The organism is Alteromonas sp. LOR (assembly GCF_000753865.1).
In the GTDB taxonomy this organism is placed as follows: Bacteria; Pseudomonadota; Gammaproteobacteria; order Enterobacterales; family Alteromonadaceae; genus Alteromonas.
The window spans coordinates 30574-45200 of sequence record NZ_JQFW01000040.1 but is presented as its reverse complement, the minus strand read 5'-3'; the positions used below and the strand labels follow the sequence as shown (position 1 = coordinate 45200).

Below are 14627 nucleotides of genomic sequence, written 5' to 3'. Positions count from 1 at the left end.
ATCTCTTTCCTCAACTAATGTTCACTTGAATTACACTACAGTATACGTTTACCTTAGTCATAAGCAGGCACTCACAAGATTTCGAAATTTCTGTACTACATTTCTGAGCTACATTTTTGTATTGTATTTTTAGTATTTAAATTTTCACACTATCTTGTATTGATGTCTTCATTCTCATTATAAAGTCACTTTGAATAAGAATAGCGAATGTCTTCTATGGAATGGTTTTTAGGAATAGGGATAGTTCTACTCCTCATTTATAGCGCCGTCATCACGATACTGCTTATTAAGCGCAGTCGAAGATTTGCACGACGAGTTACGCAGTTCAAAAAGAACAGGCGCAATACCGACTTAAGTATTGAAAAAGAGCTTCGGTTTCAAGAAGCGGCTGATGAGGCCCTGCGATTAAATCAAACATTTCAAAAATTTGTGCCCAAGCAGTTTGTAGAGCACATGGCCAATACCGATGTAGACAACCTTGGTTTAGGCTATGCCTCAGAAAATGAAGTCGCTATTATGTTTTGCGACATTAGAGGATTTACTGGCTTTTCTGAACGCATAACACCTCAAGAGTTAATGAATTTCCTTAATTCATACTTTACCCGCATGAACGACCCTATTCATCAAAACAGTGGCTTTATCGACAAGTTCATGGGTGATGGCATTATGGCCTTATTCGACCACCCAGGTGGCACAGCGAGAGATAAAGCCATCGACTCTTTAAACGCTGCATTAGATTTAAGAAAAGCACTGACCATATATAACGGACATAGAAAGAACAGCAACTACGCTGCGGTCAACATGGGTATTGGGATACACTTTGGAAATGTGATCATGGGCACGGTAGGTTCCGACGATCGCATGGACACCACAGTAATTGGCGACAGTGTTAATATTGCATCGCGTCTTGAAGCACTGACGCCGAAATACCAAGCCGATATTATTGTGAGTGCTCAAGTACTGCAAACCTTAGGGGCAGGCTATCCCATTAAGACCCGCTTACTCGATTGGGTTCGGGTAAAAGGCCGTCAAGCGCCGATTGAAATTTATGAGGTACTAAGTCATCTCAGCAACGTTGAGCAAGCGGCGCGTATTTCTGTGCAAGCCAAAATTGCAGCGGGCTTGGCATGTCGTATTAACAAGCAGTGGGATGAAGCGATTGCCTACTTTGAAACCGCATTGGCAGTTAATCCAAATGATACCCTAGCCCATCACCATATTGACGTATGTCGTATTTATCGAAATATAGATTTAGATGACGACTGGGATGGCGCCCTAGTGCTTCAGTAAAAGTGGTGCAATAGAGAGGTGTCAGTTCGATAGGGTAGCCTGCGCTTTTATAAAGTTAACAGAGGGTGCAAAGAATGCAGCACCGGTCTCTGCACTTGTAAAGTCTAACCACCGGTCGTAATCCCCTTCTCCGTTGCCGTATATCTGACTTTGTAACATATGCTTAAAGGGTCGCGCGCTTGCGCTACAGCAGACAGAAAACAAGCCTTGAGATGCCATATCGCCATAGGGCATACCTTGCTTCATAAGTTTAGACGTTTCATCATCAGCAGATGCGCTTACGGCGCGAACGCAGTGTGACGACTGAGACTGCTCCACACTTGGCAGATTGTGTTGCTGAGTGGTTCCCATGGCCTGTTCTTTTTGCCTATCAGACAAACTATTCCAGCGCCTAAGATCATGTCGATATCGCTGCACATGCAAGTAACTTCCCCCTTGAAAATCGGGGTCGTCCTCTTCGCTAATAATAGCGACCTTTCTGCGGGCCATCCCTCTAGGGTTGTCAGTAGCATAAAGAAAGCCATTGAGGTCGCGACCGTCGAGATAGCGAAAACCCCGTACCTGCTCTACCAACTCAACGTGAATGCGCAGTAAGTCCATCACCTCTATACCAACGGCGTGGCAAATATCTAGCCGGTCTGCTCGAATTTGAATAAACAAATCGCAAGGTGTGGTTGGCGCGCTTCTGTCTTCACATTGCATATCGGGGAAAGGAGCAAGCTCAACGGGGATTAGCCCGGGATAAACATCGGCCCAATAGCTGGTTCCCACCGCAATAACACCGGTAACCATGGCTTCGTAATGCTCATTTTCAAAGTGCTCGAAAATATCGAGCACTCTCGCTAATTTTGCTCTTACGGCTTCGCTGTCCTCATCGACAACATTGAGCATCAAATATTGCGCATGCAAATTTGGCTCTGCGCATATGCCTTTTTGTGGTTGTGTCATTGCAGCTCTTGTTATTATTTGAAGTTTTCTTAAAGCACTTATAAAAACTACTCATTCAAACAGCGCTTATTAACCGTTATTACAGATGTTATACGAATCCTGTTACAGGCGGTTAAATCCCTTGCTGTGACGAGTATTGTCAGTGTGCTTAATACCCTGCAGCTTGTCCATCTTTTCTGCTTTCAGAAGCGCCAAAATACACGCCTTTTTTAGCATCCCAAGCAATGGCTTGATAGCCGCCAAATGCACCCACCACACGCTGGAGTTTATGGCCTCTCTCCATAAGCTCGCGCTGCACCACCTCATCGAATCCTGACTCTAAGCTTACATAGCCGCCGTCTAACATTAATTCACCCGTAGGACTGCTTGAGCCACTGTGGAGAATCCGTGGTGCATCACCTGCTTCTTGCAAGTTCATACCAAAATCCAGAATATTAACGATGATTTGTGCGTGCATTTGTGGCTGTGTGCCACCACCCATTACCCCAAAGCTCATCACGGGACGACCGTTTCGGGTAACAAATGCGGGAATAATGGTATGAAAGGGACGTTTGCCTGGGCGATACTCGTTGTAGTGTCCCTCTTCTAGCGTAAACATTTCACCTCTATTTTGCAGTACAAAGCCTAAGCCGGGCGGCGTCATACCCGACCCCATTCCGCGATAATTACTTTGAATTAGCGAAACCATATTGCCGTCTTTGTCTGCCACAGTTAGATAAATAGTATCGCCCTCATAAATACCTGCATCTACCCGGGACGCTGCTTTTTCCATATCAATGAGCGCCTGTCGTTTTTTGGCATACTCTTTAGAGATTAACCAATCTACAGGAATATCATTAAAGTCGGGATCAGCGTAAAACTTTGCTCTATCTTCGAATGCGAGCTTTTTGGCTTCTACAAAGGTGTGAATATAATCGGCAGAGTTAAACCCCATGCCTTCTATATCGTAGCGCTCGAGCACATTGAGGATTTGCAGTGCGGCAATACCTTGTCCGTTTGGAGGTAGTTCCCACACATCGTAACCACGGTAATTTGCCGATACTGGCTCAACCCATTGTGATGTATGAGACGCTAAATCTTGATAAGAAAGAAATCCGCCCTGAGCTTCCATATACGCATCAATGGCGCGAGCAATATCTCCTTTGTAAAACGCATCACGGCCGCCGGTAGCTATCTTTTCATAGGAAACCGCAAGCCCAGGATTTTTGAATATGTCGCCTTTTTTGGGCACATTGCCGTTGATGAGGTAGGTCTCAGCGAAGCCATCGTAGTGGCCTATTCTGTCTTTATTCATTTGCCAGTAATACGCGATTAGCTCGGAAACTGGGAAGCCATTTTTTGCGTATTCGATGGCAGGAGTCAAAAGAGTAGACATGGGCAACTTGCCGAACTTTTCATGTAACTCAAACCAGCCGTCTACCGCACCAGGAACCGATACAGGTAAGGGACCAAACTTAGGGATTTTGTTCAATCCGCGCTCTGCAAACACCGCTTTAGTCAGTGAACGGGGAGAACGACCTGATGCATTTAAGCCAACTAGCTTTTGTTCACTGGCATCCCATACAATGGCGAATAAGTCTCCTCCTATACCACTACCTGTAGGCTCTACTAAGCCAAGCATAGCATTTGCTGCAATAGCAGCATCGACAGCACTTCCACCTTGCTTAAGCACATCCAGAGCGACCTGCGTTGCTAAGGGTTGACTGGTTGCCGCCATGCCGTGCTGCGCTATAACCTCCGACCGGCTGGCAAATGGCTTGCCCGTTACTCTGTCATATGCGTGTGAAGACGATATACAAAGCGTACTGCATAGTGTAATTGCGAACGTCATCGTGAAAAGTGAGTGTGTTATTTTAGCTATCATCACCGTAGTCCCGTCGTTTCCCTTTTAATCCAAAGCACGTTTTTTATAAACAATGTTGGTGTGCTTACGTTTTTAACTGGCAGCTTCGTGTCGAAACCTCTTTGAATTTCCATTTCTAGTGTAGCGTTTAAGGCGCAATACGCCTAGGTTTATCGCAGAACGAAAAAAGCCTCGCAAATGCGAGGCTTAAGTGATGATAATTAGGCATTATTATGTTTTTGTCGCTGCCTACATCAATGTAAATTGGTCCGTGTGTTTATGAACGACCGCTGGTGAAATCTGGGTATGCTTCCAAACCACATTCACTCATGTCTACACCGTCAAACTCTTCTTCTTCAGTAACACGGATGCCCATCGTTGCTTTAAGCGCTAACCACACTACTAGGCTGGCTACGAATACCCAAACAAAGATAGTTGCCGCACCAATAAGCTGACCAGAGAAGCTTGAACCGTCGTTAGTAATTGGAACAAGTAGAAGACCAAGTAAACCAACAACACCGTGAACTGAGATAGCACCTACTGGATCATCAATCTTAAGCTTATCAAGACCAACAATGCTAAGTACTACCAAGATACCACCAAGACCACCGAATAAGGTTGCCTCTAATGGGCTAGGCGTAGAAGGCTCTGCAGTAATAGCAACCAAACCGGCTAACGCACCGTTTAGTGCCATTGTTAAGTCAGCTTTACCGAATAAGATACGCGCTACGATAAGCGCAGCAATAGTACCACCGGCTGCGGCTGCGTTAGTGTTCATAAATACGATAGCAACAGAGTTTGCGCTTTCAACCGTTGCAGTAGCAAGTACCGAACCGCCGTTGAACCCAAACCATCCCATCCACAAGATAAATGTACCTAGGGTTGCTAGAGGCAAGTTAGCACCTGGAATAGCATTGACTTTTCCATCTGCGGTGTACTTACCTTTACGAGCACCAAGAATTAACACACCCGCCAGTGCAGCTGCTGCACCTGCCATGTGAACAATACCCGAGCCTGCAAAATCTGAGAAGCCTAAATCGCCAAGTGTGTACAGACCGAATACAGCTTCACCGCCCCATGTCCATGCACCTTCCATTGGGTAAATGAAACCAGTCATTACCACAGTGAAGGCTAAGAAAGCCCATAGCTTCATACGCTCAGCAACCGCACCAGACACGATAGACATAGCAGTGGCAACGAAGACGACTTGGAAGAAGAAGTCTGCAGAAGGCGCATAGGTTGCTGGGTCTTCTGAAACACCTGTTGCGCCGTCGCTTAAGATGCCGCTAAGGAAAGGACCCCAATCGCCACCGCCGTACATGATTCCGTAGCCGCAAACCATATACATGGTGCAGGCTATGGCAAATAACGAGATGTTTTTAGTCAAAATTTCAGTGGTGTTTTTGGCTCTAACTAAGCCAGCTTCAAGCATTGCAAAACCTGCAGCCATCCACATAACTAGCGCGCCGCAAATTAAGAAGTAAAAGGTATCTAGCGCATACCCAAGTTCAAAAGTGATTTCCATTATGGTTTTCTCCGCAAAAATATCGTTGTGGCTTACAGCGCGTCGGTATCCGACTCACCAGTTCGAATACGAACGGCATGTTCTAGGTCGTACACAAAGACCTTACCGTCACCAATTTTGCCTGTTTTAGCAGCACCAACGATGGCCTCGACCAAACGCTCTACCTGATCGTCCTGTACGGCAATTTCTAATTTTACTTTCGGTAAAAAATCTACCTGGTATTCCGCGCCGCGATAGAGTTCGGTGTGACCTTTTTGACGTCCAAAGCCTTTTACTTCGGTAACGGTTAAACCGTCAATCCCGATTTCTGAAATGGCTTCACGAACATCATCTAGCTTGAACGGCTTGATGATAGCAGTGACTAATTTCATGTGATGCTCCCAGTTTATTGTGATTATTCTGCAAAAATGCGTACTTGACGATTACTATACCAAGAGCCATGCCACAAATAATTATGCATTAAAATCAGATAGATAATCGAAATCAGAGGAAGATAAATCAAAAACAACGCACCAATAAGGTGCAGCGCGGAAAGAATGCCCAACAATGACGCGCACAAGGTCAATTCACCATAAATTAAGACGAATAGGAGCGCGTATTGACCTTTTCATATCCCGTTATCAGCGCTTACGGGCTTTTCAGGTAAAGCGAATTGTTTAATGTTGATGCACAAAACCGGGTCTGTTTATCGAAGGAGAAAAAGAGCATAACGTCGCAGCTTACAAAAGCTCGCGAAAGCGGAACTATCATTAGGTTACTGGGTCTGTTAGTTCTAATGAGCACAAATACAGCGATGTTTTTCGCGCCCGAGCGCCCCTTACAAGACCATGCACGCAAACAGCGTTATGCATGGCGTACCGCATTGGCGTCACTGCTTATTCATACTGGGGCAATCATCACAGTTGTTGTAGTAAGCCAATATGGTATTGAAAAAAAGAAAGCGGCTATTACTGAGCTTTCCCCTGCCCCCACAATTCAGGCCGTGCTGTTTCAGCCACCCGCCAAAAAAACTGTTGAGCCCAGTAATTTATTAAACAAAGACGCAGTCGACAAGGAAGTGGTAGACAGGGAAGTGGTAGACAAGCGAACGTCAGAGGTAGTCAATGAAGATGCAAGCGAGGAGGAATCAGCAGACAGCGAAATACAGACTTCTAGCACGGCTGACATTCCGGACAAGCCAAACGCTGAGCCCAAGCAGCCTTCAGAAACCAAGCTTTTGCCAGACGCTCACCCACCACAGCTAAAAGAGGCACTTTCAAAAGAAGCATCTTTTGAAGAACCTTCTCCTCAAGTTTCGAAGCCCCTCATCAACCGTGAAGCCGGTCGTTTAAATGTGTCTAGCGCACAGGCAGCAGCCGACTATTTAGACAGCTATAATGAAGCCCGTATTGGCGAGGAATCAGCTAATGCTGCCTCTTCATATGCAGCAAAAAAAAGAAGCCCAAACATTATCGACCCTAGAAAAGGCGAGGATAGAGATGAGAAGCTATATAGTCAGCGTCCAGTTAAAATAGTCAATTGCACAAGCACAACTAATAAACTTTTTACTGCGCTTAGCACAATGGCTGGAGGCACCTTAAGATGCTCGAAAAGAAATGAGCACAAACGGTTTATCGATGCCCGAATTAACAAAACACCTGAAAACGATGAGCAAACTAATTAACACATTGCTACCGTAATGTTGTGTTGCCAAACATTGGCATTACGGCGTATTCTGCCCTAGTAGCCCAATAATTTAATAACTCTCTCATTAAAAAGGAATAATCTGTGGCTGGAGCTAATCTACTTGCCTTACTCGACGATATTGCCACCTTAATGGACGACATTGCCACCATGTCAAAAGTAGCGGCCCAAAAAACCGCTGGCGTTTTGGGTGACGACTTGGCGGTAAACGCTGACCAAGTGCAAGGTATTAAAGCAGACAGAGAACTGCCTGTTGTGTGGGCTGTGGCAAAAGGGTCGTTGCTGAATAAAGCCATATTGGTGCCTGCGGCCCTAGCCATTAGTGCCTTTGTCCCTTCGCTCATTACCGTACTGTTAGTGTTAGGCGGGCTGTACTTATGCTTTGAAGGGGCTGAAAAACTGTTGCACAAATATCTTCCTCACGATGATCAACTTCAAGAACGGGAAGCGCGAATAGAAGCCATTGCTCATGAAGATGTTGATATGGTGGCCTTCGAGCAAAAAAAGATAAAGGGCGCAATACGCACCGATTTTATCCTGTCAGCTGAAATTATAGTGATTGCCTTAGGCACCGTTAGCGACGCAACATTAATAACCCAAGTGGGCGTTCTAATTGCATTGAGCTTAGCCATAACGGTTGGTGTGTATGGACTGGTAGCAGGCTTGGTAAAAATGGACGATGTAGGTCTTTATATGCTGCGCAAGTCGCTAACCGGCACTATGAACACCATGCAGCGCTTAATTGGACGAACTCTTCTTGTAGCAGCTCCGGCTATTATGAAAACCCTTGCGGTGGTAGGCACCATAGCCATGTTCCTCGTTGGCGGCGGTATCCTCACTCACAGTATTGGTTTTTTGCATCACGTAACCCAGTGGGCAACAGAGCTAATGCCCAGTGCTGACTTTGCTATGTCTATTTTAGCCGATGGGGCAGTTGGCGTGGTGGCGGGAGCTATTATTGCTTTTGCGGTAGCAGCCATTTCTAAGCTTAAAGCTTCATCGTAGCTTTTACTGCAACCGAATTTATAAGCGTGCTGATCGTTAGCCTTGTGGCAAGGAAGGCTAACCTTCTCTCGTACCTCGTTGTGGTATTCCGTCCCTACCTTACTTCTTACCTTACTTCTTACCTTATTGTAGTAGAGTCAATCCAATAGAATAAATCCAAAAGGCAAATCTGGTAGGCCATATTTGGTAGGCATAGACCGCATTTCATTGAGTAGATTCAATTGACCAAATTAAGGTTGGCGAATTTCACCAAGTCAGTTTCAAAAACACTACTTTTTAGTCTTCCACTATTCCTCTCTCGTTCACCCCCTTTTATGCCAAACCAAACTAAATCAATAAAATCATACAGTTAAATGGAATAATAAAAGTGGCACAACACTCGCAATACGTTAATGGTAATGAGAAAGAAACGTGCTCTACGTTAAGAATTACGAGTTTTAACAATATCGAAAGCTGCCACGCAGTATGTATCAGTGCAGTGTTCAACTTTTATTAATAGGAAAATATTATGTTTACGCGTCGCAACCTTATCACTGCATTACTACTGACTTCTGGTACTTTCAGCGCATCATCAATGGCTAACGACAATGTGTCTGCGCTGCAGTCGCATACCGATTATTTAGTGGCAAGCGCCATTAACGAAGTGAGACAAGAAACTTCAACACGTATTACGTTTGACGTTATGACGGCAAGCCACACCTTCGAGCCTGACGCAGACGAGTCAACGACATTGATTGCGGATATACAAGTTGTGGATATGTTGATAGCGCCTGCGGTTTCAGAGGATTCACCTGAAGCTTCTGACGATAACGATGCGTAAGGAGATAGTCATGATTGCTGCCAGTACCTTACTGATGTTAGTACTTGGTCCTTTCATTGCTTTCGCAGTTAGCGCTATCGCTTTTTCGACCGCGCGCCTGTTTTTTCAAAAAGGACATTAACCATTTTTGTTCCCCAAGCCTCCCTGGGCTTTTAGCTCCGGTAGAAGATAGACATTACTCAACAGGTATTAGCCCTCCTTAGGGAATCTCCTTAGGGAATAAAGAACCCTAGTGTAAATATTTGCTTTCTATCTTCTTACTGGAGCATTTTTTTATCCAAATATACGTTCCCACCAGCTTTTCTTTTTACCGTCTTTGGCATCGTCTACTGGACGCCCTCTGCAGTCTTGCTCAGGTTCAGGAAGTACATCTAGTATGGCCGGAACGCTCAAACTACCAGCACAACCTGCAACAACCACTGCCCCCGTTTTTGCATCAAAGTGGGCAATGCCTAATCCTCTTGGAAATCTTCTGGAAAGTGATTTGGGCGCTTGTGACTTCATATAGTTAACAAACACCGGCAGTGCACCGCCAGCGCCGGTTAAATTAACCGATTTATTGTCATCATTACCCACCCAAACTGTCACCACATGATTTCTATCGAAACCGCTAAACCAACTGTCGCGATAGTCGTCCGTCGTACCCGTTTTACCGGCCATATTAACGCTGCCAAAGGTGGCCCCAACTCGCTTTGCCGTGCCTTCTGTGGTTACTTTATAAAGCGCGTAATTTAACAGGTAGGTGGCCGCCTCATCTACTCGTTGAGAGTAAAACTCCGCTTTTTTCCACAGCAGCGCGTTTTCCGATGTCACTACCGAAGTCACTGTGTGCAGTGGAATATAGCGTCCATCATTAGACAGGGTTTGATACATTTGATTGGTAGCAAATGGGGTTAACTCAAACGCCCCAAGTGTCATTGAAGGCACTTTTTCTAGCGGTGTACTCACCCCAAGGCGCTCTATGGTATCGGCCAGTGTATTTAAGCCCACCTGCATTCCTAAGTTTACGGTCGGAATGTTGAGTGACTCAGTTAGTCCCTGCAATAATGGCACTTGCCCTCTAAATTCCTTGTCGTAGTTTTTGGGCGACCACGGCTTACCGTTTTTACTTTCAAGGGTAATGGGCTTATCTTCAAGCGGCGTTGCCAAATTAAACTGAGTGGGGTCTTCAAGGGCAGTAAGGTATACCGCAGGTTTCACTAACGATCCTATGGGACGCTTGGCATCTAACGCTCGATTAAAACCTTTATACGCGACGTTTCTATCACCGATGATCGCTCTTACTTCACCAGTTGCGCTATCGGTTACCACCATTGCGCCCTGTAGTGCAGCCTTTCTGTCTTTTTGAAGTCCATCTAAGGTAGTGGACAGTGCCCGCTCCGCACGACGCTGTGCAACAATATCAAGGGTAGTAAATACTTTAACCCCTGAATCTCTTAAACTGGGCTCTGCTAATATTTCGTTCAGCTCTCTACGCACTTGCTCCATAAACGCAGGGTGCTTTCCACTGGCTAAACTCGCGCCGCTCGCTAAGCCAAGAGGCCTATTCACGTAACGTTCGTATTCATCGCGATTAATTTCATTCTCGTCAAACAACATGCGCAAAACCAAGTCTCTTCGCTCTTTAGTGCGCTCTGCATATTTTCGAGGGTTGTAATAAGACGGCCCTTTGATAATAGCCACTAAGGTCGCAATTTCAGGAACACTTAATTCATTGGCAGGTCTGTCAAAGTAGAAGTAGCTTGCCAAGCCGAAACCATGCACGGCCATGTTGCCGTTTTGGCCTAAAAAGACCTCGTTTAAATAGGCTTCAATTATCTCAGATTTGCTATATCGAGCGTCGATAATCACCGCCATTATCGCTTCTTTCGCTTTTCTAACTAGCGATCGCTCTCGGGTTAAAAACATATTTTTAACCAGCTGTTGGGTTAGCGTGCTGCCGCCTTGTACGGTTCTTCCGGCAGCGATATTCGCCACCAAGGCACGCACAATTGAAAGCGGGGCTACCCCGTGATGATTATAAAAATTACGGTCTTCTACCAACGTCAGGGCTTTTGGCAATAATTCTGGAATAGTATCGAGTGACACCAACATGCGATCTTCACTAGAACCACTTGTCATGCGAGTTACCAGCCATGGCTCAAGTCTGATTGTGCCAAACGGTCGCTCTTCCGTTTTATCGTAAATTTCAGACACCCTCGCGCCATCCCAAGTGACAATCAGATGTCTTAAAGGCTCTGCTCCCTCTGGGAACTGAAACGCTCGGCGCTGAACAGTTAGCACTCTATTTTGATAGCTGTACTCACCACTATTGTTGGCAAATGCCACTTTTCGATAGCCTAAAAGGTCTAACTCATCAATGACCTCTGAAGGTGTGATTTCTTCACCTTTACTTAGGCTTAGCGGGCGCGCAAAAATTTGTGCAGGCACTTCCCACTTATTGCCTGAAAAGCCTTTTTTGATTTGTGCATCAAGATAGAATGCGTATGCACCAAGTACCACAAGCGCAACTAATGATAGTCGCCAGAATGCACCGAATAACCAACTACCTTTGGTTTTTTGCTTTGTGTTTGAATTGCTTTTTCTTGCTGTCTTTTTTGCTGTTGAGCTGTTACTTGATTGTCTTTTTGCCACGAGGAAGCGCCATAAAAAGGTAAGCGCGTACCGCTTACCGTCCCTTAAATTTATGCAGTGAACATTACCACTGCGCCCTTGATGCAACAACAGCTAACCACCATCTAAACAACAGCAGCTGCACGAAACCCTGACCTACAATGGAATTTAGCTCGCACTTTGCAGTCACAATGCGATAGCATGCAAGCAAGTAACAAAGGAAATTTACTATGCGTTCAGCTTTTTCATCATCAATTTTTCATTCGACAATGCCATTTGTGGCGAGTCGCTCTGCGTTTTCAGCAACACGGATAATTGCATCTGTCTCTTTAGCCGTGTTGTTTACCAGCTTTTCTATTTCATCTGCCAGCGCGAACGAAAACTTCGCGTCTTGCACAGCGGCGCTTGAAAAAGAGGCGATGCAACAAGGCGTTAGCCAACAAACCATAGATGCCATTTTTCCTTCATTGGTACATCAAGATAACGTGATTAAGTACGACAGAAGTCAGCCCGAGTTCGTGCAGACCTTTCCGGGTTACTTCAGTAAACGAGTCACCGAGTGGCGTACAAATAAAGGCAAAGAAATGTACGCGAAGCACAAAACCTTGCTGCACAAATTAAGTGACGAGTATGGCGTGCCGCCACATTATCTGCTGGCATTCTGGGGGTTAGAGACAAACTTTGGCAACTACAAAGGCAAGATGCCGGTACTCGATTCACTGGCCACATTAGCCTGCGATAAGCGCCGCAGCACGTATTTTACAAAAGAGTTTTTAGTAGCGGTTAAACTGTTTGAAAGAGAAAAGCTAGAAAGGGAAGAAATGGTAGGCTCTTGGGCAGGCGCCATGGGGCACACTCAGTTTATGCCCTCGGCATATACCCATTACGCCATAGATGGTGATGGCGACGGACAGATTAACCTATGGGCCAGTGAAGAAGATGCACTGTCTTCTGCTGCTAACTTTCTTGCAAGCTTAGGATGGGACGCCGGTTTTCGATGGGGGCGGGAAATTACGCTACCTGAGAACTTTGACTATCGACTTTCTGGCTACAAAAACCGCCAGCCTCTTAGCGAATGGAACGCACTTGGGGTAATGCGAGCAGACGGCAGCGAACTGGGTAATGCAGATACCTCTGCCTATGTCATCGTACCTGCCGGTCACGAAGGGCCTGCATTTATCGCCTATAAAAACTTTAGAGTGATCATGCGTTGGAACAATTCTGAGTTTTACGCCATCGCAGTCGGTGTTTTAGCTGATAAGATCACCGGAGCCTCAGGTATAAAAGCCACATTGCCAGACCTTCCTGCTTACAGCCGAAAGGACATCATTGCGCTACAAAGCAAGCTCAATACTCTGGGCTTCGATGTAGGTAAGCCCGACGGAATTATAGGGCCCGCCACCCGCGAAGGTATTCGCAATTATCAAATAGCGAATAGTATGATTGCTGATGGGTTTCCAGGGCTAGACGTAATGAGCGCTCTTGATGTTACGCTAGATAAACACTCTTGATACCAGTTTGCACAGATAATTGCTCACTCAGAAGGCGCTGACAGCCATCGGTACTAGTTTGAAATAACCAGTATTTCGGGTTAACCAATACCTCGGATTAACCCGTATTTTGAATGTACCATGGCTGCTCAGTTCTGTGTGTGATGAGTGTCATCTCAGCCTCACCTCAACACGATAGGCTCAATTATCAGTGATTACTGAGGCGCAGCTAAGTTAATGTCTTCAGGCGGGTTTTCTTTAAGCGCATTAAGTGCTGGGTACCATTGGGCAAAATCTCCCATATTTAGTACATCCGTCAGCGCCTCATCAAAATCTTCGCACGCCAAGCGGCGGGCGAGATAAAAGACTTGAGATGCTATTAGCCCTTCTGCTTCTTTTGCCTCTTCTGAATCGTCTAGCTCTTCCGACTTTTCTGCCACCTCACATGACGCCGAAAGAATATCTTCCACCAATCGCTCCTCTATGCCCCATACGGTAAGAAGATAGTAGGTGATAAGTGCACTAATGGGCTTCGTTGATGACTGCAGCCCCACATCATTTGCCGTTTCAGGCGCATCCACCAAATACAGTTCGCCAATAGAAGCAAGTAAACACATCGAAAATGAATACTCTGCCTGCTCTCGCGAAAAGCCACGCAACTGCATCAGTCGAGTTGCAATATAGGCAGACGAAAGTGCACGTACCACGACATCTCGGTGCATTTTGCTGTCAATGCTATAGGTTTGACTCAAGCTAGAGGCAACCGCTATAGATGCAATAGTATTCAGACCCAGTCGTTTCACTGCCTTATCTACAGAGGAGACCTGCCCGCGAAACCCAAGAAAAGGAGAGTTTGCGGCTTGAAGTACATTTGCCACCAGCGTTGGATCTTTTCCTACTACCCTGGCCACTTCATCAAGTTCGGCGTCCTCACACTTAAGAAGCTTGTCTAACTTCTGATAGGTTTCATTAAGTACCGGCAACCCTTTTAACCTTCCAAGGGCCTGCCTTACTGAATGTGTTAAGGGGAGTGCTTTTATGCGCATCACTCGATTGAGTACGTCGCTAATATCGCCGTGCTCAAAGGGTTTCGAAATGAAAATATGCACGTTTGAAGCAACTATCTCCTTCATATCAACCCGAGTATCACCGGTCATTAATAGACGAATAGCCTCTGGGTTGTGAGTTCTGCACTCAAGCAAAACGTCGTCACCTCGTGTTCCTGGCATAAGTCTGTCGCACATGACGAGGTCTGGTTTTATTTCACCCTGCTGTAGTTTATCAAGGGCTTCTTTTGGGGAATCAAAAAGGTGGACTGACCATGAGGGCGCTAATCGTCTCAACGCTCTTTTCAACGATTTAAGGATCAGCTCTTCATCATCAACAATGACAACCTGATTACTCGACATC

Annotated in this window: 11 protein-coding genes; 5 read left to right on the top strand and 6 right to left on the bottom strand. The window is 45.7% G+C overall.

All coding sequences use genetic code 11. The features are described from left to right. Positions 1-207: 207 nt before the first annotated feature. The gene (locus JV36_RS0112670; protein ID WP_442853192.1) at positions 208-1290 is read left to right on the top strand and encodes an adenylate/guanylate cyclase domain-containing protein; all 1083 of its coding nucleotides are present in this window, start codon (positions 208-210) and stop codon (positions 1288-1290) included. Between the two features lie 21 nt (positions 1291-1311). On the opposite strand, the gene JV36_RS0112665 is transcribed toward JV36_RS0112670, so the two are convergent. The 4 genes from JV36_RS0112665 to glnK all read right to left on the bottom strand — a co-directional run bounded on the left by JV36_RS0112665 (position 1312) and on the right by glnK (position 5977). After that, complete coding sequence (locus JV36_RS0112665) at positions 1312-2238, bottom strand: Dyp-type peroxidase (protein ID WP_032095168.1); 927 nt, start codon at positions 2236-2238, stop codon at positions 1312-1314. Between the two features lie 148 nt (positions 2239-2386). Further along, complete coding sequence (gene ggt / locus JV36_RS0112660) at positions 2387-4069, bottom strand: gamma-glutamyltransferase (RefSeq protein ID WP_152561510.1); 1683 nt, start codon at positions 4067-4069, stop codon at positions 2387-2389. A 289-nt stretch (positions 4070-4358) separates the two neighbouring features. Further along, a complete protein-coding gene (locus JV36_RS0112655) occupies positions 4359-5606 on the bottom strand; it encodes an ammonium transporter (RefSeq protein ID WP_032095166.1) in 1248 nt (415 codons plus the stop codon). A gap of 32 nt (positions 5607-5638) precedes the next feature. Further along, entirely contained in the window at positions 5639-5977 is a 339-nt protein-coding gene (gene glnK / locus JV36_RS0112650; RefSeq protein WP_032095165.1) for a P-II family nitrogen regulator, read from the bottom strand. A gap of 404 nt (positions 5978-6381) precedes the next feature. Here glnK and JV36_RS19275 point away from each other — a divergent pair, with 404 nt between their 5' ends. From JV36_RS19275 to JV36_RS0112635, 3 genes are all read left to right on the top strand, one after another. Further along, on the top strand, positions 6382-7269 hold the full coding sequence (locus tag JV36_RS19275; protein ID WP_152561509.1) for a hypothetical protein: 888 nt from the start codon (positions 6382-6384) through the stop codon (positions 7267-7269). A 104-nt stretch (positions 7270-7373) separates the two neighbouring features. Then, positions 7374-8294 carry a DUF808 domain-containing protein gene (locus JV36_RS0112640; RefSeq protein ID WP_032095164.1) on the top strand — a complete coding sequence of 307 codons (921 nt, stop codon included), beginning with the start codon at positions 7374-7376 and terminating at the stop codon, positions 8292-8294. A 508-nt stretch (positions 8295-8802) separates the two neighbouring features. After that, the gene (locus tag JV36_RS0112635; RefSeq protein ID WP_032095163.1) at positions 8803-9114 is read left to right on the top strand and encodes a hypothetical protein; all 312 of its coding nucleotides are present in this window, start codon (positions 8803-8805) and stop codon (positions 9112-9114) included. Positions 9115-9387: 273 nt separating this feature from the next. Here the strand turns inward: JV36_RS0112635 and mrcB are convergent, their stop codons facing one another. Next, positions 9388-11748, bottom strand: coding sequence for a penicillin-binding protein 1B (gene mrcB, locus JV36_RS0112630; RefSeq protein WP_032095162.1), 2361 nt, complete (start codon positions 11746-11748; stop codon positions 9388-9390). A gap of 248 nt (positions 11749-11996) precedes the next feature. Between mrcB and JV36_RS0112625 the strand changes: the two genes are divergently transcribed. Beyond that, positions 11997-13238, top strand: coding sequence for a lytic murein transglycosylase (locus tag JV36_RS0112625; protein ID WP_052010083.1), 1242 nt, complete (start codon positions 11997-11999; stop codon positions 13236-13238). A gap of 194 nt (positions 13239-13432) precedes the next feature. Here JV36_RS0112625 and JV36_RS0112620 read toward each other — a convergent pair whose 3' ends face one another. Then, positions 13433-14626: an HDOD domain-containing protein gene (locus JV36_RS0112620; protein ID WP_032095161.1), complete on the bottom strand. Its 1194-nt coding sequence runs from the start codon at positions 14624-14626 to the stop codon at positions 13433-13435. Position 14627 lies beyond the last annotated feature (1 nt).

Coding starts and splice junctions, on each gene's coding strand:
- glnK (WP_032095165.1), bottom strand. CDS start 5,977: ATGAAATTAGTCACTGCTATCATCAAGCCGTTCAAGCTAGATGATGTT.
- JV36_RS0112625 (WP_052010083.1), top strand. CDS start 11,997: ATGCCATTTGTGGCGAGTCGCTCTGCGTTTTCAGCAACACGGATAATT.
- ggt (WP_152561510.1), bottom strand. CDS start 4,069: ATGACGTTCGCAATTACACTATGCAGTACGCTTTGTATATCGTCTTCA.
- JV36_RS0112620 (WP_032095161.1), bottom strand. CDS start 14,626: ATGTCGAGTAATCAGGTTGTCATTGTTGATGATGAAGAGCTGATCCTT.
- JV36_RS0112665 (WP_032095168.1), bottom strand. CDS start 2,238: ATGACACAACCACAAAAAGGCATATGCGCAGAGCCAAATTTGCATGCG.
- JV36_RS0112670 (WP_442853192.1), top strand. CDS start 208: ATGTCTTCTATGGAATGGTTTTTAGGAATAGGGATAGTTCTACTCCTC.
- JV36_RS0112635 (WP_032095163.1), top strand. CDS start 8,803: ATGTTTACGCGTCGCAACCTTATCACTGCATTACTACTGACTTCTGGT.
- JV36_RS19275 (WP_152561509.1), top strand. CDS start 6,382: ATGAGCACAAATACAGCGATGTTTTTCGCGCCCGAGCGCCCCTTACAA.
- JV36_RS0112655 (WP_032095166.1), bottom strand. CDS start 5,606: ATGGAAATCACTTTTGAACTTGGGTATGCGCTAGATACCTTTTACTTC.